The 20,096-nt window shown below is 63.8% G+C and carries 20 protein-coding genes; 17 read left to right on the top strand and 3 right to left on the bottom strand.

What is annotated here, in order from left to right; all coding sequences use genetic code 11:
* Positions 1 to 43 precede the first annotated feature (43 nt).
* Genes FCT00_RS09215 through FCT00_RS09205 form a run of 3 tightly spaced genes read left to right on the top strand, consistent with a single transcriptional unit; the run spans position 44 to position 3,064 of the window.
* Positions 44 to 1,039 (top strand): lysylphosphatidylglycerol synthase transmembrane domain-containing protein, encoded by a 996-nt coding sequence (locus FCT00_RS09215; protein ID WP_235888975.1) that lies wholly within the window; start codon positions 44 to 46, stop codon positions 1,037 to 1,039.
* On the top strand, positions 1,020 to 2,330 hold the full coding sequence (locus FCT00_RS09210) for an FAD-binding protein (RefSeq protein WP_138422763.1): 1,311 nt from the start codon (positions 1,020 to 1,022) through the stop codon (positions 2,328 to 2,330). Before FCT00_RS09215 ends, FCT00_RS09210 begins: the two co-directional genes overlap by 20 nt.
* Positions 2,327 to 3,064, top strand: a complete 738-nt coding sequence (locus FCT00_RS09205) for an SDR family oxidoreductase (RefSeq protein ID WP_138422762.1) — start codon at positions 2,327 to 2,329, stop codon at positions 3,062 to 3,064. Before FCT00_RS09210 ends, FCT00_RS09205 begins: the two co-directional genes overlap by 4 nt.
* Before the next feature lie 28 nt (positions 3,065 to 3,092).
* Here the strand turns inward: FCT00_RS09205 and FCT00_RS09200 are convergent, their stop codons facing one another.
* A complete protein-coding gene (locus tag FCT00_RS09200; protein WP_138422761.1) occupies positions 3,093 to 4,559 on the bottom strand; it encodes a UbiA family prenyltransferase in 1,467 nt (488 codons plus the stop codon).
* Positions 4,560 to 4,563: 4 nt separating this feature from the next.
* Positions 4,564 to 5,415 (bottom strand): lytic transglycosylase domain-containing protein, encoded by an 852-nt coding sequence (locus FCT00_RS09195; protein ID WP_138422760.1) that lies wholly within the window; start codon positions 5,413 to 5,415, stop codon positions 4,564 to 4,566.
* A 343-nt stretch (positions 5,416 to 5,758) separates the two neighbouring features.
* On the opposite strand from FCT00_RS09195, the gene FCT00_RS09190 reads away from it, so the two are divergent.
* From FCT00_RS09190 to FCT00_RS09130, 13 genes are all read left to right on the top strand, one after another.
* Positions 5,759 to 5,950 (top strand): hypothetical protein, encoded by a 192-nt coding sequence (locus FCT00_RS09190; RefSeq protein ID WP_008335328.1) that lies wholly within the window; start codon positions 5,759 to 5,761, stop codon positions 5,948 to 5,950.
* Between the two features lie 37 nt (positions 5,951 to 5,987).
* Entirely contained in the window at positions 5,988 to 6,179 is a 192-nt protein-coding gene (locus FCT00_RS09185; protein ID WP_008335329.1) for a Flp family type IVb pilin, read from the top strand.
* 33 nt (positions 6,180 to 6,212) lie between these two features.
* Positions 6,213 to 6,404: a Flp family type IVb pilin gene (locus FCT00_RS09180; protein WP_008335330.1), complete on the top strand. Its 192-nt coding sequence runs from the start codon at positions 6,213 to 6,215 to the stop codon at positions 6,402 to 6,404.
* 204 nt (positions 6,405 to 6,608) lie between these two features.
* Positions 6,609 to 7,463: a Flp pilus assembly protein CpaB gene (cpaB, locus tag FCT00_RS09175; protein ID WP_040885347.1), complete on the top strand. Its 855-nt coding sequence runs from the start codon at positions 6,609 to 6,611 to the stop codon at positions 7,461 to 7,463.
* Between the two features lie 258 nt (positions 7,464 to 7,721).
* Positions 7,722 to 9,146 (top strand): type II and III secretion system protein family protein, encoded by a 1,425-nt coding sequence (locus FCT00_RS09170; RefSeq protein ID WP_008335334.1) that lies wholly within the window; start codon positions 7,722 to 7,724, stop codon positions 9,144 to 9,146.
* Between the two features lie 2 nt (positions 9,147 to 9,148).
* Positions 9,149 to 9,817, top strand: a complete 669-nt coding sequence (locus FCT00_RS09165; protein WP_008335335.1) for an OmpA family protein — start codon at positions 9,149 to 9,151, stop codon at positions 9,815 to 9,817.
* A gap of 286 nt (positions 9,818 to 10,103) precedes the next feature.
* On the top strand, positions 10,104 to 11,384 hold the full coding sequence (locus FCT00_RS09160; RefSeq protein WP_050772005.1) for an AAA family ATPase: 1,281 nt from the start codon (positions 10,104 to 10,106) through the stop codon (positions 11,382 to 11,384).
* A 10-nt stretch (positions 11,385 to 11,394) separates the two neighbouring features.
* Complete coding sequence (locus FCT00_RS09155) at positions 11,395 to 12,879, top strand: CpaF family protein (RefSeq protein WP_138422759.1); 1,485 nt, start codon at positions 11,395 to 11,397, stop codon at positions 12,877 to 12,879.
* A 5-nt stretch (positions 12,880 to 12,884) separates the two neighbouring features.
* Complete coding sequence (locus FCT00_RS09150; protein WP_008335340.1) at positions 12,885 to 13,853, top strand: type II secretion system F family protein; 969 nt, start codon at positions 12,885 to 12,887, stop codon at positions 13,851 to 13,853.
* A gap of 10 nt (positions 13,854 to 13,863) precedes the next feature.
* Complete coding sequence (locus FCT00_RS09145) at positions 13,864 to 14,838, top strand: type II secretion system F family protein (protein ID WP_008335341.1); 975 nt, start codon at positions 13,864 to 13,866, stop codon at positions 14,836 to 14,838.
* A 46-nt stretch (positions 14,839 to 14,884) separates the two neighbouring features.
* Positions 14,885 to 15,463 (top strand): tetratricopeptide repeat protein, encoded by a 579-nt coding sequence (locus FCT00_RS09140; protein ID WP_235888973.1) that lies wholly within the window; start codon positions 14,885 to 14,887, stop codon positions 15,461 to 15,463.
* Positions 15,464 to 15,529: 66 nt separating this feature from the next.
* Positions 15,530 to 16,393, top strand: coding sequence for a tetratricopeptide repeat protein (locus FCT00_RS09135; RefSeq protein WP_138422758.1), 864 nt, complete (start codon positions 15,530 to 15,532; stop codon positions 16,391 to 16,393).
* Positions 16,390 to 16,905, top strand: a complete 516-nt coding sequence (locus tag FCT00_RS09130) for a prepilin peptidase (RefSeq protein WP_138422757.1) — start codon at positions 16,390 to 16,392, stop codon at positions 16,903 to 16,905. Before FCT00_RS09135 ends, FCT00_RS09130 begins: the two co-directional genes overlap by 4 nt.
* A 15-nt stretch (positions 16,906 to 16,920) precedes the next feature.
* On the opposite strand, the gene FCT00_RS09125 is transcribed toward FCT00_RS09130, so the two are convergent.
* Positions 16,921 to 18,546 (bottom strand): hypothetical protein, encoded by a 1,626-nt coding sequence (locus FCT00_RS09125; protein ID WP_138422756.1) that lies wholly within the window; start codon positions 18,544 to 18,546, stop codon positions 16,921 to 16,923.
* A 138-nt stretch (positions 18,547 to 18,684) separates the two neighbouring features.
* On the opposite strand from FCT00_RS09125, the gene FCT00_RS09120 reads away from it, so the two are divergent.
* The gene (locus FCT00_RS09120; protein WP_008335347.1) at positions 18,685 to 20,010 is read left to right on the top strand and encodes a P-loop NTPase family protein; all 1,326 of its coding nucleotides are present in this window, start codon (positions 18,685 to 18,687) and stop codon (positions 20,008 to 20,010) included.
* Positions 20,011 to 20,096 lie beyond the last annotated feature (86 nt).

The raw sequence follows: 20,096 nt of genomic DNA, 5'->3' as shown, positions 1-20,096 counted from the left end.
TAACCAGCGTCCAATGACGATGACGAGCACGAATTCCGCAGGCATGGGACCGATACGCCGAACCGAGCGACCGCAGAAACGGTGGCGCGATACCGCGCTGCTTCTGGCGCTGTTCGCGCTGGTGGTCGCGGGCCTGATCGGTGCGGCGGCCGCGACCGGCTGGGAAGAAACCAAGGCGCAACTGGCCAAGTTGAGCCTGTGGCAATTCGCGGTTCTGCTGGGCCTGTCCTTGGCCAACTACCTGCTGCGCGGACTACGCTGGCACCTGTTCGCGGCCAAACTCGGCCTCGGTCTTGGGATCGTCGCGAACTTCATCCATTTCCTCGGCGGCTTCGCGATGAGCGTAACACCCGGCCGAGTCGGTGAACTGGTCCGTATGCGTTGGATCGGGCGCGAAACGGGCTGGAGTTTCGAGCGGACCGCACCGCTGGTGCTGGTCGACCGCGCCTCGGACCTCGCCGCGATGGGCCTGATCCTCGGGATCGCGCTGGCCTTTTCCACGACCGGGATCGCGGGCGGCATTCCCGTGACCGTGCTGGCCCTGATCGGCGCGCTGGTCGTGACACGGCCCGTGCTGCTGGAAAAGATCGCCACGTTCGGGCATCGCTGGCTCGGTCGCCTGCCCCGGCTTTTCGCCAAGGTGCGGCGTGCGGCGCGGTCGTTGCAGGTGTTCTCAGCCCCCGGCCTCACCGCGCTTGCCTTGCTGATCGGGCTCGTCGGCTGGTTCGCGGAGGGCTATGCCTTCCACCTCCTCCTCGTCTGGATGGGCGCCGACATCGGCGTGTCCAAGGCCATCGCGATCTTCGTCTTCGCCTCGCTCGCGGGCGGGCTGACCGGCGCGCCCGGCGGTGTCGGCGGGGCCGAGGCGGCGATGGTCGCGCTCCTCACCCTCGAAGGCGTGGGGCTGGAGACCAGCCTGCCCGCCACCGCGATCATCCGCGTGACGACACTCTGGTTCGCCATCGGGATCGGCCTGATCCTGTTCCCCGTGGCCGAAAAACATTCGAAGAAGGCGCAGAATGCTCTGGAAAACCGCTGACTATTCCGGCTGGGGCCGGGTCCACACGGCACATGGCGAGATCGCGCGGCCCGAACGCGCCTCGACCCTCGCCCGGATCATGGAGGAGGCGCCCGCGCCGGCCTTCGGCAATCGTCGCTCTTACGGGGATTCCCCGCTGAACGACGGGGGACGCGCGATCGACATGACGCGCATGGACAAGGTGCTGGGGTTCGACCCGGACACCGGCGTGGTCGAGGCCGAAGCCGGTATCCGGCTGGGCGAGCTCATGCGCCTGTTCGCCACGCGCGGCTGGACGCCCGCGGTCGTGCCCGGCACCGGGTTCTGCACGCTGGGCGGCGCCATCGCCAACGATGTGCATGGCAAGAACCACCATGTCGCCGGCAGTTTCGGCGAGCATGTGATCTCGGTCGCGCTGTTTGCGAACGGCAAGCGGGTGACGGTGTCCCCCGGCCATAACAAGGCGCAGTTCCGCGCCACGATGGGCGGGATCGGTCAGACCGGCGTGATCCTGTCGGCCAAGATCCAGATGAAGCCCTGCCCCGGCACCGCGATGCGGGTGACCGAACGGCGGCTGAACGACTGGGACGAACAGATCGACGCGCTCGAGGCCTCGACCGCCTCTTACGCCGTAAGCTGGATCGACGCGCAGGCCCGCGGCGCAAGGATGGGGCGCGGCATACTGGAAGAGGCAGAGTTGAGCGACATGCGCCTGCCCTCGCGCGCCAAGCCCAAATCGGTGCCGTTCAATGTCGGCCTGTTCTCGAACGGGTTGTTCGCGCGGGCCTTCAACGAAGGGTATCTGCGGCGTATTCCCGAGGCGGGCAAGACATCGGACAAGCCGATGGAGGATTTCTTCTTTCCCTTGGACAAGGTCCACGGCGTCACCAAGCTTTACGGCAAGGCGGGATTCCACCAGTTTCAATGCGTCGTGCCCACCGACAAGACCGACGTGCTGCGCGACATGATGATGAAGATCAGCCGATCCGGTCTCGCGTCCCCCCTCGTCGTGCTGAAACGCATGGGGCCGGGGCGCGCCGGGATGCTGTCGTTCCCGATGGAGGGCTACACGCTCGCCATCGATTTCCCGAACCGGGCCAAGGCCAAAAAGCTGATCGCCGAGTTGGAGGCGATGACGGCGGAGGCCAGGGGGCGGCTTTATCTTGCCAAGGACAGCCTTGCCTCGGGCGAGATGATAAGGGGCATGTATCCCGAAAGGGCGGAGTGGGCGCAACAGGCGGCCAAGGCGGACCCAAACGGGGCGCTTGTCAACGATATGGTGCGACGGCTCGAACTGAGGAGCGCGACATGAACGAGACATGGATCATCCTCGGCGCGACGTCGTCGATGGCGCGCGCCTTCGGGCGGGCGGTGGCCGAGCGCGGGGCGACCGTATACCTCGCAGGCCGCGACATGGAGGACCTCAAGGGGTCCGCCGCCGATCTTGAGGCACGCGGCGCGGCCAAGGCGCAGGCGGTGAAGTTCGACGCGCGGGACGCGGCGACCTTCGCCCCGATCATCGTGGCCGCCGAGGGCGAGGAAGGGCTGATCCACGCCGCCGTTTTCGTGGGGTCGATGCCGGAGCAGTCGGAGGTCGACAAAGACCCCAGCCTGATCGACGGCACGGTGCAGGACAGTTTCACCGGCCCCGCCCGGTTCCTACAGATGCTCGCCCCGGTGATCGAGGCGCGCGCGGGCGGGACCGTCGTGGGCGTCGGGTCGGTCGCAGGCGACCGGGGGCGGTTGTCGAACTACGTCTACGGTTCGGCCAAGGCGGGTTTCCACACCTACCTCGCCGGGCTGCGCAATCGGCTGAACCGCGCGGGCGGCCATGTGGTCACCGTGAAACCGGGCTTCGTGGATACCGCGATGACATGGGGGATCGAGGGCATGTTCCTTGTCGCCGATCCGGTGGATGTGGCTGCCGACATCCTCAAGGCCGTCGAGAAGAAAAAGAACACGATCTACACCCCGTTCTTCTGGCGCATCATCATGACGATCATCAAGTCGGTGCCCGAGCCGATCTTCAAGAAACTGTCGATCTGATCGCACCGCGCCGCAGCCCGTCACGCGGTCAGTTGAGGGCCGCGCTCACCCACTGTTCCCACAGGCCCGCGGCCTGAAACAGCAAGGCGATGGCGATCATCAGGATGCCCAGACCGCGCTTGTCCTTCATCGCGAACACGATGGGGTCGTGGTCCTGCTTGCCGTAATAGCCCAGCCGCACCATGCGGATCAGCCACCACGCAATCGGGATCAGCGCGGCCCAGACCAGCCATTGCGTCGGATAGAGCGCCACGGCCTGATCGGTGAAGCTGTAAAGGAAGAAACTGACCAGCGCGCCGACCATGCCGAGGATGGCGACGTTCAAAAGATCGGGCCGATCCGGCTTGCCGTAACCGCGCCCCGGCAGCCGCTCGTCCCCATGGGCGAGCGTCACTTCGGTCAGGCGTTTGACGCAGCCGAGCGTCAGGAAGGCCGGGAAGATGAAGGCGAGCAGATAACCCGACACCTCGACCCCCGAGGCATAGGCACCCGCGACCACCCGGATCGTGTAGAGCCCCGCGAGCACCGCGATGTCGATCCAGCGCAGGCGTTTGAGTTTCAGCGAATAGGCCAGAGATAGGATCATGTAGCCCACGATGACGGCGAGAAAAGCGGGTGACAGGATCGCGGCGACGACGAGCGCCGCCGCCCCCACCCCGGCACCTGCGGCCATGCCGACCGAAATCGGGACCGCGCCCGAGGCGAAGGGGCGGTGCTTTTTCTTGACGTGCAGCCGGTCGGCCTCGAGGTCGAGCAGATCGTTCACCACGTAGATCGAGCTTGCGGCGAAGGAAAACGCCAGCATCCCGAACAAGACCGAGATCAACGTGGACAGCGTGAAATCATGGGCGGCGAGGACCGGCACGAACAGCAGGACGTTCTTGACCCACTGATGCGGGCGCAGCGCCTTGAGCACGCCGCGCGGCGACCAGCCGCCCGCGATCCGCGTGACAGGTTTGCCCTGCCCTTCGAGCAGTTTCGCCGATGCGGTGTCGCCCACCACCAAGGCCGCGTTCGCGTGCGACCAGACCTCACGGTCTACCGTGTCGTTGCCCGCGTAGTCGAACCCGGCCTCTCCGTAAGCCTCGACCAGCGCGGCGGCCTTGCGGCGGCCCTTGAGGTTTTGGGTCTCGCTCGACGCGAAGACGCGCGGCGACAGGCCATGGTCGGCGGCGAGGCGTTTCACCAGCGCCTCGTTCGAAGCCGAGGCTAGCACGACCTCCCGCCCCTCGGCCTTGGCCGCCGCAACCGCGTCGGCGACGCCTTCGTTCACCGGCATGAGGTCGGTGCGGATCTCGGTCAGGTCCACGAGGCGGGCCTTGAGCCACGCCGGGTCGGTCAGATGCGCGAACACCGCGTGGATCGTCGCGATCGGGGCCTGCCCCAGACCGGCCCAGAAGGTTTCGAACAGAAGATCGGTCTTCAGAAACGTGCCGTCGACGTCGAGCACGAGCGGTTTGGTCTCGGTTTTCATGAAGGTCCCGGTATCATCCATTCGGTCAAACTCCGTTCACGGCGAATACGCAGCCGTCGGTCATCAATTCGGGCGGGGTCAGGCACAGGCCGCGCGCCACCTGCCAGGCCGCCAGCACCTTTGGCACGTAGGCCCGCGTTTCGGCATAGGGCGGCACGCCGCCGTGTTTCGTCACCGCGTTCTCGCCAGCGTTGTATCCGGCCAGCGTGAGGATCGGGTCGCGCCCGAAATGCTTCATCAGCCAGCCCAGGTATTTCACGCCACCCTTAATGTTCTGCGAAGGATCGGTGGCATCGGTCACGCCGAACCGCTCGGCGGTCGCCGGGATGAGTTGCATGAGGCCCATCGCCCCCTTCTCGCTTTCCGCCGTCGTGCTGCCGGAACTTTCGACCGAGATCAGGGCGACCACCAGCGCGGGCGAAATGTCGGTGCCGATGGTGGCCAGCAGGATGTCGGGGCCATAGGCCTTGGCGATGTCCTGAAGCGTCTGAAGGCGCGGGGCCTGAAGATCGGCCCGAGCCGTCAGGGTTTCGAGCGCCTTCATGACGTTGGCGGGCCCCGCCTCGTCCAGAGCGGGGGACACGCTGGCCCAGAACCACTCGTACCCGCTTTTGGGCGTGTCGTCCGCTTCGGCGGTCTGCGCGTCGGCCTCGGCCTTCGCCGCTTCCTCGGCCGCGCGTTCCGCGGCCCGCTGTTCCAAAGCCGCCCGCGCGCGGGCCTGTTCGGCGGGATCGATCTGCACCGTGATGCGCCGGGTGGTCCCCGCCTGTGGCACAGGCACGCGTTTGAAGGTGAAATCGGCATCCTGCCCGAACGCCGAGAATGGGGTCAACAGAAGCCCCAGAACACCGATCGTCTTGATCGTTACGGTCCGCATGTCGCGAAAACCTGCACTGCCTCGTTCTTTTCTTTTGAGGTATCTTCGCAAATTCGGACTCGAAGGGCCAGTTTTTCTTACCTTTCGCAATGAAACGGCCCGGAAAACCTGGTGATCGGAAAATAATTCGGATTTTTTATCGCTACATTTCAAAGTGTTAATCGGAAATTAACGAAATTTCCCAACCCGTCCAAAATCGTACCAACCCTGCCAAAATCATGCCCAAATCAAGGGTCAAATTCCAACCATGCCAAGCAGGGCAGAGGATCGGTTCACAGGCGGTTCGAAGGTTTCTGCAAGGTGTGAGTGAAACTGAGCTGAAAACTTTTCGGAGGGACAAAAGATGAAACTGTTCAAGCTTGCCAAGAAATTCCGCGCTGAAGAAGACGGTGCGGTGACTGTTGACTGGGTCGTTCTCACGGCCGCCATCGTGGGCCTCGGCATCGCGGTTCTGACGTCGGTTTCCGGCGGCACGACCTCGCTCGCCGACAAAGTGTCCTCGAGCCTCTCGGCCATGACCATCATGACGCACTAAGCGTCACACCGACCTAACTCAATCAGGAGATACCGCAATGAAACTCATCAACTTCTTCAACCGCTTCAAGAAAGACGAAGACGGCGCCGTCACCGTGGACTGGGTCGTGCTGACCGCCGCCATCGTTGGCCTGGGCATCGCCGTTCTCACCTCGGTCTCGGGCGGCACCACGTCGCTGGCCGACAAAGTTTCGTCGTCGCTGTCCGCGATGACCATCATGACGCACTAAGCGTCGCAACGAACTCTACTGGAGAGCAGAAACATGAAACTCGTGAACTTCTTCAACCGCTTCAAGAAAGACGAAGATGGCGCCGTGACCGTGGACTGGGTTGTCCTCACCGCCGCCATCGTGGGCCTCGGCATCGCCGTTCTGACCTCGGTCTCCGGCGGCACCACCTCGCTGGCCGACAAGGTTTCGTCGTCGCTGTCCGCGATGACCATCATGACGCACTAAGCGTCACGATCCGAAGACCTCCGGAATTGGGCCGCATCCTCGATGCGGCCCTTTCCCCGTTCTGGGGGGACGTTTGATTGTCGACGAATTGAAAGAAATCTTCGGCACTTCACGGTTTGTCCAGATTTTCGCCGCATTCTGGCGGCACAAGGGTAATGGAAACCTGACTGCCGGCCTGCCGGCGCACGAGGGAAAGGTAACGATATGCGAGCAGTATTTGGACTGGTTCTGATCGTGGGCGTGGGGCTTGCGGGCTTCGCCGTCTACATGGCACGCGACTATATCGGGAACTATCAGGCCGCGCTCGAACAGGAACGTGCGGCCCGTGCCCAGATGGTCCAGACCGCCGAAATCTACGTGGTCAAGGAATCCGTGGCCTATGGCGACCGGATCACCGACGAGAACATCCGCCTGACGCGCTTCCCGGTCGATGCGATCCCGGAAGGTGCGTTCAAGACGGAAGAGGAGCTCTTCCCGCAGGGCGAGAAACGCTATCGCACCGTGTTGCGCGCGATGGAGAAGGACGAGGCCCTGCTGGCGGTCAAGGTGACCGAGGCCGGGGCCGACGCCGGGGTGGCCGCGCGCCTCGCCTCGGGTATGCGGGCCTTCGCGATCCGGGTCGACGTCGCTTCGGGCGTGTCGGGTTTTCTGCGCCCCGGTGACAAGGTCGACATCTACTGGACCGGGCGCGGCTCGTCGGACAGCGTCACGAGCCAGGAGGTCACCAAGCTGATCCAGACCAACATCCGGATCATCGCGATCGACCAGATGGCCGACACCGACCGCACCGCGCCCACAGTGGCGCGCACCGTCACGATCGAGGCGACACCGGAACAGGTGGCCGCCCTCGCCCAGGCGCAGGCCACGGGCCGCATGGCCCTGTCGCTGGTCGGCGCACAGGACGATACCGTGGCCGAGGCGGTCGAGATCGACCAGAACACGCTTCTGGGCATCGAAACCGCCGAGGTCGAAGCGCCGGTGCGCGAAAAGGTCTGCACCATCCGCACCCGCAAGGGCGCCGAGACGGTGGAAGTGCCGGTGCCCTGCCCGACGAACTGATCGGCCCCACGGCGCACGGCAGTCGGGCGATCCGCCATGTTGCGGGCCGCCCACAGCAAGGACAGGCGCCAACCCCTTGATTCTTGCAATAAACTGAAAACTGTCGCATGGTGGCGGCAATATGGGCCGAAAGAGCCGGACAAACCGGACGCGTGCCCGATACAGGCGGACCCGAAAATTGGGCCAATACAAAGACAACCGGCGCCCGCTTGCGACCGGGGAAGAGCAGCAGAGACGTGATCGGAGAGGCAGGATCACATGGGACTTGATAGATATGTGAAGGCCGCCCTCACGGGTCTGGCGCTGTCATGGATCACCGTGCCGCTTCCCGGCATGGCCCAGACGTTGCGCGTGATGGACGGGGGTGTGGCCGAAACGCTGAACGTCCCCATGAACCGCGCCGTGGTCGTCGAAAGCGACCAACCCTTCGCCGAAATTTCGATCGCGAACCCGGGGATCGCCGACATTTCGACCCTGTCGGATCGCACGATCTATGTGCTGGGCAAATCGCAGGGGCGCACCACGCTGACCCTGCTCGCCCCCGACGGCACGCTCATTTCCAACGTCGAAGTGCAGGTCACGCCCGACCTTTCCGAATTCAAGGAGCGTCTGCGCCAGATCCTGCCGGGCGAACCCATCGAAGTGCGCACCGCCAACGACGGGATCGTGCTGTCGGGCACCGTGACCTCGATCGCCGCGCTCGACCGCGCGCTCGATCTGGCCGAACGCTATGCGCCCGACAAGGTGTCGAACCTTCTGTCGGTCGGCGGCACCCAGCAGGTTATGCTCAAGGTGCGCTTCGCCGAGATGCAGCGCTCCGTCACCAAATCGCTGTCCTCGTCGCTGGGCTTCGGCACCAACATCAACGGCCTTGGCGGCTCGATCGGCACCGGAGCCCTGGGCAACCAGGCCAATCTGGACGCCGCTTCGGCGGGCGATCTGATCTCGACCGGGAACGACCGCACCGGGGCGTTCACCTTCGGGTTCAACGCGGGCGCCCTGCAATTCGCGGTGATGCTCGAAGCCCTTGAAAACAAAGGCATGGTCCGCACGCTGGCCGAACCGAACCTCACCGCCCTGTCCGGGCAGGAGGCGAGCTTTCTCGCCGGTGGCGAATACCCGATCCCCTCGGTTCAGGAAAACGGCGCGGTGGTCATCGACTACAAACCGTTCGGTGTCGAGCTGACTTTCACCCCGCGTGTGGTGGATCAGGACATCATCAACCTCCAGATGACCGCCTCGGTCTCGGGTCTCGACAACTCGGTCACCTACGGCGACGGCGCGATCAGCGTGAACGCCTTCAAGCGGCGCGAAACCTCGACCACGGTCGAGATGCGCGACGGTCAGAGCTTTGCCATCGCGGGCCTGTTGCAGGACGATTTCCGCGACCTGAACGGTCAGGTGCCATGGCTGGGCGACGTGCCGATCCTCGGCGCCCTCTTCCGCTCGGCGGATTACGAACGCAGCCAGTCGGAGCTGGTCATCATCGTGACCCCGCACCTCGTGACCCCGACCCGGGGCGAGGCGCTGGCCCTGCCCACCGACCGTGTCAGACCCCCGTCCGAGGCCGACCTGTTCCTGCGTGGCAACACCGCCGCCCCGAACCGCCCGACGACGGGCGCGGCGGGCGAAGTGGCGCGGCAGGATTTCACCGGCTCCTACGGCTACGTGATGGAGGATTGAGCATGGCTATCCGCACAGGTGCAAAGATCGTCGCGACGACATCAGCCCTCGCCCTCATGGCGGGCTGCGCCACGGACAAGACCTATCTCGGCGAAGCCGGAGCGATCCCCGCCCGCGCCGAATTCGGCAGCGCGACCGAGAACAACTACCTGATCCAGACCGGACAGAAGAGCTACGTCGTCGATCTGGCCGAACGGTTCAACCGCGAGGTGCCCGATACGGTCAACTTCGAGTTCAACTCGGCCGTGCTCGACGGTCAGGCGCGCCAGATCCTCGCCCGGCAAGCGAGCTTCATCAGACAGTTCCCCGAAGTGCACTTCCGGGTCTACGGGCATACCGACAAGGTCGGCTCCAACGCCTACAACCGCCAGCTCGGTCTGCGCCGGGCCCAAGCGGTCGTGAATTACTTCGCGAGCCAGGGCATCAGCCGGTCGCGGGTCGAGGCGGTCGTCACCTATGGCGAAACGCAGCCTCTGGTCGCGACCGAGAACCGCGAACGCCGCAACCGGCGCACGGTGACCGAGGTGTCCGGCTTCGTACAGGACAACCCCCTGATCCTGAACGGTAAATACGCGGAAGTGGTGTTCCGCGAGTATGTCGAGTCGGCGACCGAGCTTCCGCCAGAGCGTGGCGGGCTGGGCGAACTCAACGCCGCGGCCAGCGGCGGCTGAACGCGGCCTAAAAAAGGCAATCCAACCAAGCTGTTACAGGGCCGGATACGTTCCGGCCCTTATTGTTTCGCCGTTACCGCCTGCGAAACAGCCGCCGCATCTGCCGCGGCATCGTCTCAAAACACCGCATAATTTCGCGAGTTCCGACAAAATCTCGCCCAACTTGGAAGTGAAATTCAGGACTTGCGAGTAGTCCGCACGACCGAGTCGTGTGGCGGTCGCCCGGGGTCGCGCGGATGAACCGCGCACCTGTTGCGAGGGCGGCCGGATCGGAAAGGAACGAGGCATGAGTGGGAGCGCAGCAGTGCTAGATCAGGAGCCGGCACCGATCGTCGCCTGCACGATCTCGCGCGACGTGCAGGCGTTCGATCTTCTTATCGAGGACATGGAAACCGAACTGGGCGAAGCCTGGGGCGACCTGTCGATCTCGGATGCGCTGGCCTTCTTCGAACAGCCCGACAGCGACAGCCTTGAATTCATCGCCATCGCGATGGACGACGAGGACGAGGCGAACCTCGCCCAGATCGCCGAGGTGATCCGTCAGGCCGCCGCCCGCAACATCAAGGCGATCGTCGTGGCCGAAGAGGTCAGCCCGATCGCGCTGCACCAGCTTCTCAAGGTCGGGGCCGAGGAATTCATTCCCTACCCCCTGCCCGACGGCGCGCTCAAGGATGCGATCGAGCGTCTGCGCGCACCGGATCCTGCGCCTGTCCTTCAGGCGGCCGCCCCGAACACCCCGCAACCGTCCGGCACCAACCGCGAAGGCGTGCTGATCGCGGTGCACGGCATGGCCGGGGGCACCGGCGCCACGACCGTCGCGGTCAACCTCGCCTGGGAACTGGCGACCATCGCCAAGGCCGACAGCCCGCGCGTCTGCCTGATCGACCTCGACCTGCAATTCGGCAGCGTGTCGACCTATCTCGACCTGCCCCGGCGCGAGGTGATCTACGAATTTCTGTCGGACATGGAAACCGCCGACGACGAAAGCTTCATGGCCGCGCTGCTGACGTTCAACGAACATCTGCACGTTTTCACCGCGCCCGCCGAAATGCTGCCGCTGGACCTGATCTCGTCCTCGGACGTCCAGGCGCTGATCGACAAGGCCCGGTCGAATTTCGACTACGTGATCGTCGACATGCCGACCGCCGTCGTCCAGTGGACCGAAACCGTGTTGCAGGCCGCGCATATCTACTTCGCGACCGTCGAACTCGACATGCGCTCGGCGCAGAACACCCTGCGGATGATCCGCGCGCTCAAATCCGAGGATCTGCCGGTCGACAAGCTGCGCTATATCCTGAACCGCGCCCCCAAATTCACGGACTTGAACGGTAAAAGCCGGGTCAAGCGCATGGCCGAAAGCCTCGACATCCAGATCGATCTGCTGATGCCCGACGGCGGCAAGCCCATCGTTCAGGCGGGCGATCACGGCGTGCCGCTGGCCGAAGCCGCGCTCAAGAACCCGTTGCGCAAGGAAATCCAGAAACTCGCAGAGCAGCTTCATGCCCTGAGCCAGGAGGAGGAGGAAGCCTCCGGCAAGAAGGGCAAGAAGAAGCGGGCCAGGAAATAGGAGCCGTTAGGTGTTTTCGAAATACAAAAAGCCCGGTGGTCCCCAGAAACCGACAAGCGGCGGCGCGCCCAAGCTGGAAACGGTCGAGGGCGGCCAGCCCGCTGCCCCGGCGCCCGCGCCCAAACCCGTTGCCAGCGCGCCAAAACCCGCGCCCAAGCCCGTCGTGGACGCCAAGCCCAAAGTGGCCGCGATTCCCACGCCGCAGGACAAGGAACGCAAGCGGCGCGAACGGCTTATGGAAATCAAGGTCGAGCTGCACAAGCAGTTGCTCGACAACCTGAACCTGTCCGCGCTGGAGACCGCGCCGGAAAAGGAACTGCGCGCCGAGATTCAGTCGATCGCGTCCGAAGTGCTGTCCGAGATGAACGTGGTTCTGAACCGCGAAGAGCGCCAGACCCTGAACGCCGAACTGTATGACGAGGTGACCGGGCTCGGCCCGCTCGAACCGCTGCTGAAAGACGACACCATCAACGATATTCTGGTGAACGGTCCCAAGCAGATCTTCGTGGAACGTGCGGGCAAACTGAGCCTGACGGACGTGACCTTCAAGGACGAGCGCCACCTGTTGCGCATCATCGACAAGATCGTGTCGGCCGTGGGTCGGCGCGTCGATGAATCGAACCCGTCGGTGGACGCCCGTCTTGCCGATGGCTCGCGTTTCAACGCGATGGTGCCGCCGATCGCCGTGGACGGTTCGCTCGTGTCCATTCGTAAGTTCAAGAAAGACAAGCTGGCCATCGACGATCTGGTACAGTTCGGCGCCTTTTCCGAGGAAATGGCCGCCTATCTGCAAGCCGCCGTCGCCTGCCGTCTGAACGTGATCGTGTCGGGCGGGACGGGCTCCGGTAAGACGACCACGCTCAACGCCCTGTCGTCCTTCATCGACGACAGCGAGCGCATCCTGACCATCGAGGATACGGCGGAACTGCAACTCCAGCAGACCCACGTGGGCCGGATGGAAAGCCGCCCGGCGAACGTCGAGGGCAAGGGTGCGGTCAGCCAGCGCGACTGTCTGAAAAACGCCCTTCGTATGCGCCCGGACCGGATCATCGTCGGCGAGACGCGCGGCGAGGAAGTCATCGACATGCTTCAGGCCATGAACACCGGCCACGACGGCTCCATGACCACGATCCACGCCAACTCGGCGCGTGATGCCGTGTCCCGTCTGGAAAACATGGTCGCGATGGCCGGGATCGAAATGCCGATCAAGGCGATCCGCTCGCAGATTTCGTCGGCTGTGAACCTCATGGTGCAGGCCAGCCGCCTTCAGGACGGGTCGCGCCGCATGGTGTCGATCACCGAGATCACCGGCATGGAAGGCGACGTCATCTCGATGCAGGAGGTGTTCCGCTACGAGCGCCTCGGCCTGACGCCCGAAGGCAAGATCATCGGCCGCTTCAACGCGACCGGCGTGCGCTCGCACTACTCCGAGCGTTTCCGCCAGTGGGGCTACAACCTGCCCGCCTCCATTTTCGAACCCATCGCCGCGGAGTAACCCGGATGCCGTTCTCGACAGACATCATCATCTACGGCGTCATCTTCATCGCCGTGCTCCTGCTGGTCGAGGGCATCTACCTGACCGTCTTCGGCAAGTCGATTTCCCTGAACAGCCGGGTGAACCGCCGCCTCGACATGCTCGAAAAGGGCGCGGGCCGCGAACAGGTGCTGGAGCAGCTTCGCAAGGAGATGCACCAGCACATGAACGCGAAGGGCATGCCGCTCTACTCGCTGCTGGCCGAAAAGGCGCAGAAGGCCAACATCGCCTTCACGCCCAAGCAGATCATGATGCTGATGGCCGGGTTGTCCGTCGTCGCCTATCTCGGCCTCACGATGGGGACCGGCGCGGGCACCGGCGTGCGCATACTGTTGTCCATCGCGATGGGTGTCGGCGGCGTCTACGTCTGGATCAACGGCAAGGCCAAGAAACGCATGGCGATGTTCGAGGAACAGTTGCCGGACGCCGTGGAACTCATGGTGCGCTCGCTGCGCGTCGGCCACCCGTTCTCGTCCGCGATCCAGATCGTCGCGAAAGAGGTGCCAGATCCCCTCGGCTCGGAAATCGGGATCATCGCGGATGAAAGCGCCTATGGCCGCGACATCGGCGACAGCCTCAAGGCGATGGCGGAGCGCATGGATATGCAGGATCTGCGCTTCCTCGCGGTCGCGGTGACGATCCAACAGACCTCGGGCGGCAACCTTGCCGAGATTCTCGACGGTCTGGCCAAGGTCATCCGCTCGCGCTTCAAGCTGTTCCGCCGGGTCAAGGCGATCACCGCCGAAGCGAAATGGTCCGGCACCTTCCTGTCGGGCTTCCCGATCCTCGCCATCGTCATGATCAACGTAATCCAGCCCAACTATTACGACGACGTGAAGGAAACCGGGTTCTTCATTCCCGCCGCGCTCGTCTGTCTCGGCTTTCTCATCGCGAACTACTTCGTGATGAAGGCGCTGACGAACATCAAGGTGTGAGACCAGAGAGATGATCGACCAACTCACCGCGATCCTGACCGACAAGTTCGGCCCCTTCGGCCCCCTGATGGCGCTTGGCGGATTGGGCGTTCTGCTGATCGTCGGCGCCCTGCCCCTGCTGTTCAAGCGCGAGGAAGACCCGCTGAACAAGCTCAAGAAAAGCCAGAAGGAACTGGAAGAAGAGCATATGGCGCTGCGCCGCACCGAAAGCGGCGGGATGGGCGACAAGCTGGAGAAATACAAAAGCTTCCTCGAACCCGAGGACAGCGAGGAATATTCCGCGATCCAGCTTCGGCTGCTTCAGGCGGGCTATCCCGGCAAGAACGCGGTGCGCACCTATCACTTCGCGCAATTCGCGCTGGGTCTCGGCCTGCTGTTCGCCGGTCTCATCTATTCCTTCATCACGAACGACGGCGAAACCTCGACCCAGAAGATGATTATGACCGTGCTCATCCCCGGCGCGGTGGGTTACGTCGCCCCGAAATACTGGGTCACGCGCCGTGTCGACAGCCGCAAGGAAGAGATCACGAACGGTTTCCCCGACGCGCTCGACATGATGCTGGTCTGCGTCGAGGCCGGTCAATCGCTCGATCAGGCGATCATCCGCGTCGCAAAGGAAATCCGCGCGGGCTATCCGGCGCTGGCCGACGAGTTCGAGATCGTGAGCTGGGAGATCAAGGCCGGTAAGGACCGCATTCAGGTTCTGCGCGACATGGGCGAACGCTGCGGCGTGGCCGACGTGCAGTCCTTCGTGACCGTGCTGATCCAGTCGACCAGTTTCGGTACCTCCATCGCAGAAGCGCTGCGCGTCTATGCCGGCGAAATGCGTGACAAGCGCGTGATGCGGGCCGAGGAAAAGGCAAACACCTTGCCGACCAAGATGACCCTTGCCACAATGATGCTGACGGTTCCGCCGCTTCTCATCATCCTGATCGGCCCCTCCGTCTACGAAGTGTACAAGACGCTGAAGAATATCAGCTTCTAGGGCGCGACCGAGCAGCGCGCCTTGCAAAAAACAAGGGACGCGCCGCATGGCACGGACAGGCACATCCATTATCGCAATGCTGGCGGCGAGTTTCGCGCTCGCCGCCTGCGAAAATGCAAAGGGCCTCGGCAACAGTGGCGGCAACGCCTATGCCCCCGATGCCCGCGTGGCGGGCGAGGACAGCGTCGATGGGCTGATCGTCGGCCACAGGCTGATGGAAGCGGGCGAATACGAACTGGCGCTCAAGGCCTATCTGCGCGCCGCCGCCGAAGACGGGATCAGTGTCGACACGTTGTCGGCCATGGGCTCGGCGAACCTGTATCTCGGGCGCCTTGGACAGGCCGAACGCCTGTTGCGTCAGGCGGTCGAGGACGACCCGACATTCGCCCCCGCATGGAACAACCTGGGCGTCGTGCTGATGGAAACCGGCAATGTCGGCGAGGCCGTGCGCGTGTTCAAGATCGCCTTCGGCGCGGACAGTGGCAAATCGGACTCCATACGCGAAAACCTCAACCTCGCGCTATCAAAGCAGGAAAACATTGCGTATGATGGTGAGGAAGAAAAAGCGGAATTCGCCCTGATGCGTCGTGGGCGCGGAGACTACCTCCTGCTCGGGACGCGATAGACGCCGAAAACGGCGCAGCAGACAATAAGCGGATCCGCCGAGGAGAGCAGGAAAAGGATACAGGCCATGCGCCATCCCTTCGTCGTGTCCGCCGCCCTGATGGGGCTCGTCGCGCTGTCCGGCTGCGAAAGCCAGATGTCGGATGAAGAAGTCGAACGTGCGGTCGCCGGTGTGAACGTCATCGACGAGTCGAACCTCAACGACATCATGCTGACCGTGGGCGACCCGGAAGAAGCGGTCGCCTATTTCCGGCGCGCGTCCGCGCAGGCCCCCGACCGGGTCGATTTCAAGCGTGGCCTAGCCCAATCGCTGATTAAGGCGCGAAAAGCGTCGGAAGCCACGACCGTCTGGGCCGAGGTTGCGAACGGCCCCGAGGGGACCGCCGAAGACCGCGTGAACCTTGCCGACGCCTATATCCGGGCGGGTGACTGGGCCAAAGCCAAGACCGAACTCGACAAGGTGCCGCCGACGCATGAGACCTTCATGCGCTACAAGCTCGAAGCGATGGTGGCCGACAGCGATCAGGACTGGAAGCGGGCCGACAGTTTCTATGAAACGGCCGTGGGCCTGACCACGCAGCCTGCTGGCACGCTGAACAACTGGGGCTATTCCAAACTGACGCGCGGCGATTTCGGCGGCGCGGAGAAGCTGTTCGGTGAGGCGCTGAGTTACGACGCGGGCATGTTCACCGCCAAGAACAACCTCGTCATGGCACGCGGCGCGCAGGGTAAATACGACCTGCCCGTGGTCGAGATGAGCCAGGTCGAGCGCGCGCAACTGCTCCACACCATGGCGCTGGCCGCGATCAAGCAGGGCGACGTCGTGATCGGCAAGACGCTGTTGCAGGAAGCCATCGACACCCACCCGCAGCACTTCGAGGAAGCCGTCCGCGCCATGCGGGCGTTGGAATCGAACGTCTCGAACGGATGATGAGCGTTCAGCCCGCCCTTCTCGGGCTCATGTTCCTGCCCTTCGCCGCCGTGATTTCGGTCTGGGTCGCGATCAGCGACATGAGCCGGATGAAGATCCCGAACAAGGCGGTGATGGCGCTGTTCGGCGTCTATGCCGTGGTCGGGCTGGCGGCGGTCGCGATGTCGGTCATCACCCTTCCCGACTACCTCTGGCGCTACGTCCACCTCGCGGTGATCCTGCTCGTCGGCTTCGTGATGAACGCCGCCGGGCTTCTGGGGGCGGGCGACGCGAAATTCGCGGCCGCCATGGCGCCCTTCGTGGCGCTCGGCGATCTGTCGGTCTTCGCCTTCATCTTCGCCGCCGCGATCCTCGGCGGTTTCGTCCTGCACCGGATCGCCAAGCGCGTGTCCTTCGTGCGCGCGGCGGTGCCCGGCTGGGAAAGCTGGGAACGCGACGATTTCCCCATGGGTCTTTGCCTTGGGATCGGGTTGGTCGCCTACCTCGCCTTCGTGGCGCTGAACGGGGTCTGACCCGCCACGCGGGGATCAGTCCCCGACTTCGTAGAGAATGAACTCCGACGTCCGGGCCACTTCGGTCAGGGCGACATCCGCCTCGTCCAGTTCTGCAAGGATCAGGTGGCGCGTGGTCACCGACATCGGACAAAGCGGCACGACCACGAAATCGGCGTTCTCCAGCCCCGACAGGTTGCCGTAATACCAAGGCGCGTTCCCCGGCAGCGGCTCGAACGCGCCGAACAGCCAGAAGGCGTTGAGCAGATCGGCCACGAAGGCGGTCTTGCCCTCGATTAGCCCCGTCTCGTTCAGAAGCTGCGCGTTCACCTGAAACCAGCCGACCATGCCCACCTCGTTCGCGCAGTTGGGCAGCGTCTCGCCCTTCCACTCGGTCACTTCGTTCTGGCGGAATTCCGGGTCCCAGAACGCGCCATAGATCGTGTCCGGCCCATCCAGAGCCACCTTCGCATCCATGCGATAGGCGCGGATGCTCGGGGTCACGATGTCCTCGTGCACGCCGGAACCGGGAAGAAGCGCGGTGTAGTCCTCGGGGTCTTCCGTCAGGTGGCGGAACGGCGAATAGGCGAGATTGATGAGGCTCGGCGCCCCGAAGGCCAGCGCGGCGACGGCGGTGTAGGTCATGACGTCCCGCATGTTCCAGCCGAAGCTGTTGGTCACCTCGCCATCCGGTCTGAGCGCGATCAACATGAGCCCGAGAAGCGGCAACCACTGGGGATCGTTGCCGAAATTCTGATAGGTGACGTAGAAGAACCCCGGCACGAGGATCAGCATGACCAGCCCTTCGAGCATCCGGCCCGCATGGCGCAGCCAGATCACCGACAGGATCAGCATGAGGCTCCCCCCCATCCACGCAGGCGCGCCGACAGTGACGCCGAAGGCATAGCCGGGTTGCGGGCGCACGTCCGACGCCGCGACGGTGGCGAGATCGCGCAGATAGGCGAGCCAGAAGATCGGCGTGCCGGCCAGAACCGTGACGGCGACCATGACGACAAGCCCCGCGATCAGGCCCGCGACCACCGTCCGCCACGCCTTGCGCCCGATGAGCGCCACCAGAATGGCCGGAAGGAACGCGATCAGATAGGTCGCCTTGGTGAGAAGCAGCAGGGCCATGGCGACGCCGATAATCACCCCGTCCACCGTCCGGTTGCCGCCCCGCGCGGGCATCACCGCGGTCGCGATGGCCAGAAACGCCGCCGCCCAGGCCCAGCGGTTGTAATGCATCGAAATCGACACGGCGCGCGTCGTCTCGCCATGCACGAGCGCGAGGATCAGGATCAGGATCACCGCGCCGAACACATAGGACCACAGGCCCGTAAACCGCGTCTTGGCGACATACCATGTCGCGGGCAGCGCGATCAGGGCGACCAGCACCTGCGACCACAGGATCGCGTGCCCGACCCCTAGGCCCAATGAGACGAGCCATGCGATCGGCGCGATGGCAAGGACACCGATGGGCGTGACGAAATCCAGATGCGGCCAGTCGCCGTCGGCCATACGCAGAACCATTTGCAGGAGGTGCAGCGTGTCGCCTTCGTGCTTGCCGAGGTAGAACCCGCCCTTCAAAAGCGCGGCCCCGCCCAACAGGACCGTCATCAATGCCAGCGCAATCGCCAGCATTTTATCATTTGTCTTGCCCATTCTGCCCTCTTTTCGCCGAGTTCTTGGTTTTTGTTGATGGTGCTTCGGCCACCTTGCCCCGGACTATACCGGGTTTTGGACGGGCCGAGGACGCAAAGCGGAAAGATTTGGGAAAAAAATCAGGCAGCGAGCAGACGAATGAAAATGGATACCCCCCCGACCCCGGCCTCCGGTGTCGAACCGCCCCCGCCGTGCCGGAACATGGAAGACACCGGTCTGACCCCGGTCATGATGCGCGACATCTTGTTGAAGACCATGTTCCGCATGAACGCCGAGCATGTCAGCCAGTTGGAGAAAATCCTCTGCCTTCCGACCCGCGTGACGCAGGAGCTGATCGACAGCGCCCGCGATCAGGGGCTTGTCGAGGCGACCGGCACGCTGCACGCGACTTCGGGCAACGAAATGGGTTATCGCCTGTCCGATGGCGGCAAGGCCCGCGCGCTCGACGCGCTGTCGCAGTCGGAATACTACGGCGCGATGCCCGTGCCGCTCGACAAGTATTACGAACAGGTCGAACGCCAATCGATCAAGAAAATCCAGATCACGCGCGACCAGCTGACCGGCGCCATGGGGCACCTGATCCTGCCGAACGAATTGCTCGACCACCTCGGCCCCGCAGTCGGCTCGGGCCGGTCGATCCTGATGTACGGCCCGCCGGGCAACGGTAAATCGTCGATCTCGAACGGCATCCGCGATGCGCTCGGCGACAAGATCTACGTGCCGCGCGCGATCCTGTATTCCGGTCAGGTCATCACGGTCTACGACCCCATCGTGCATTCCAAGGCCGAGGATCAGGTCGACGACCCGAACTCCCTGCGCCGCACGTCGAACCGTTATGACCGCCGTTATGTGCGCTGCCAGCGCCCGACCGTCATCACCGGCGGTGAACTGACGCTCGACATGCTCGACCTCGTCTACAACCCGACGGCGCGGACCTACACCGCGCCGCTCCAGCTCAAATCCACCGGCGGCGTCTTCATCGTCGACGACCTTGGCCGTCAGTCCGAGCCGCCGCAGGCGCTCATCAACCGCTGGATCGTGCCGCTGGAAGAAGGCAAGGACATCCTCGCCCTGCAATCGGGCGAGAAATTCGAGGTACCGTTCGACACGCTGGTGATCTTCTCGACCAACTTCCACCCGAACGAGATTTTCGACAAAGCGGCCCTGCGCCGGATCTTCTTCAAGATCAAGATCGACGGCCCCGGGCAGGAGGATTTCCTCAAGATCTTCGCCATGGTCGCGAAGAAGAAAAAGATGCAGCTGGACGAAGCCGCGCTGATCCATTTGCTCAAGAAGAAATACCCGACGATCGACAACATCTATGCGAACTATCAGCCGGTGTTCCTGATCGACCAGATGATCGCGATCTGCGACTTCGAAGGCATCCCCTATCGCATGTCGCCGGACCTGATCGACCGGGCTTGGGCCAATATGTTCGTCAAGGACGAGAAGATCATCCACTGACGCCAGAACGGCGAGCGGCGCGCCTGAAGGGGCTGGCGCGCCGCTCTTTCCACACCGCCGGGGCCGAACGCAACTCCCCCGACATG

The organism is Maritimibacter alexandrii (assembly GCF_005871115.1).
Lineage (GTDB): Bacteria > Pseudomonadota > Alphaproteobacteria > Rhodobacterales > Rhodobacteraceae > Maritimibacter > Maritimibacter alkaliphilus.
This window is presented reverse-complemented; position numbering and strand designations above follow the sequence as displayed.

Excerpts from the sequence above, each read along its gene's own strand:
- FCT00_RS09215 (WP_235888975.1), top strand. The coding sequence starts at position 44 with ATGGGACCGATACGCCGAACCGAGCGACCGCAGAAACGGTGGCGCGAT.
- FCT00_RS09210 (WP_138422763.1), top strand. The coding sequence starts at position 1,020 with ATGCTCTGGAAAACCGCTGACTATTCCGGCTGGGGCCGGGTCCACACG.
- FCT00_RS09205 (WP_138422762.1), top strand. The coding sequence starts at position 2,327 with ATGAACGAGACATGGATCATCCTCGGCGCGACGTCGTCGATGGCGCGC.
- FCT00_RS09200 (WP_138422761.1), bottom strand. The coding sequence starts at position 4,559 with ATGGATGATACCGGGACCTTCATGAAAACCGAGACCAAACCGCTCGTG.
- FCT00_RS09195 (WP_138422760.1), bottom strand. The coding sequence starts at position 5,415 with ATGCGGACCGTAACGATCAAGACGATCGGTGTTCTGGGGCTTCTGTTG.
- FCT00_RS09190 (WP_008335328.1), top strand. The coding sequence starts at position 5,759 with ATGAAACTGTTCAAGCTTGCCAAGAAATTCCGCGCTGAAGAAGACGGT.
- FCT00_RS09185 (WP_008335329.1), top strand. The coding sequence starts at position 5,988 with ATGAAACTCATCAACTTCTTCAACCGCTTCAAGAAAGACGAAGACGGC.
- FCT00_RS09180 (WP_008335330.1), top strand. The coding sequence starts at position 6,213 with ATGAAACTCGTGAACTTCTTCAACCGCTTCAAGAAAGACGAAGATGGC.
- cpaB (WP_040885347.1), top strand. The coding sequence starts at position 6,609 with ATGCGAGCAGTATTTGGACTGGTTCTGATCGTGGGCGTGGGGCTTGCG.
- FCT00_RS09170 (WP_008335334.1), top strand. The coding sequence starts at position 7,722 with ATGGGACTTGATAGATATGTGAAGGCCGCCCTCACGGGTCTGGCGCTG.
- FCT00_RS09165 (WP_008335335.1), top strand. The coding sequence starts at position 9,149 with ATGGCTATCCGCACAGGTGCAAAGATCGTCGCGACGACATCAGCCCTC.
- FCT00_RS09160 (WP_050772005.1), top strand. The coding sequence starts at position 10,104 with ATGAGTGGGAGCGCAGCAGTGCTAGATCAGGAGCCGGCACCGATCGTC.
- FCT00_RS09150 (WP_008335340.1), top strand. The coding sequence starts at position 12,885 with ATGCCGTTCTCGACAGACATCATCATCTACGGCGTCATCTTCATCGCC.
- FCT00_RS09145 (WP_008335341.1), top strand. The coding sequence starts at position 13,864 with ATGATCGACCAACTCACCGCGATCCTGACCGACAAGTTCGGCCCCTTC.
- FCT00_RS09140 (WP_235888973.1), top strand. The coding sequence starts at position 14,885 with ATGGCACGGACAGGCACATCCATTATCGCAATGCTGGCGGCGAGTTTC.
- FCT00_RS09135 (WP_138422758.1), top strand. The coding sequence starts at position 15,530 with ATGCGCCATCCCTTCGTCGTGTCCGCCGCCCTGATGGGGCTCGTCGCG.
- FCT00_RS09130 (WP_138422757.1), top strand. The coding sequence starts at position 16,390 with ATGATGAGCGTTCAGCCCGCCCTTCTCGGGCTCATGTTCCTGCCCTTC.
- FCT00_RS09125 (WP_138422756.1), bottom strand. The coding sequence starts at position 18,546 with ATGGGCAAGACAAATGATAAAATGCTGGCGATTGCGCTGGCATTGATG.
- FCT00_RS09120 (WP_008335347.1), top strand. The coding sequence starts at position 18,685 with ATGAAAATGGATACCCCCCCGACCCCGGCCTCCGGTGTCGAACCGCCC.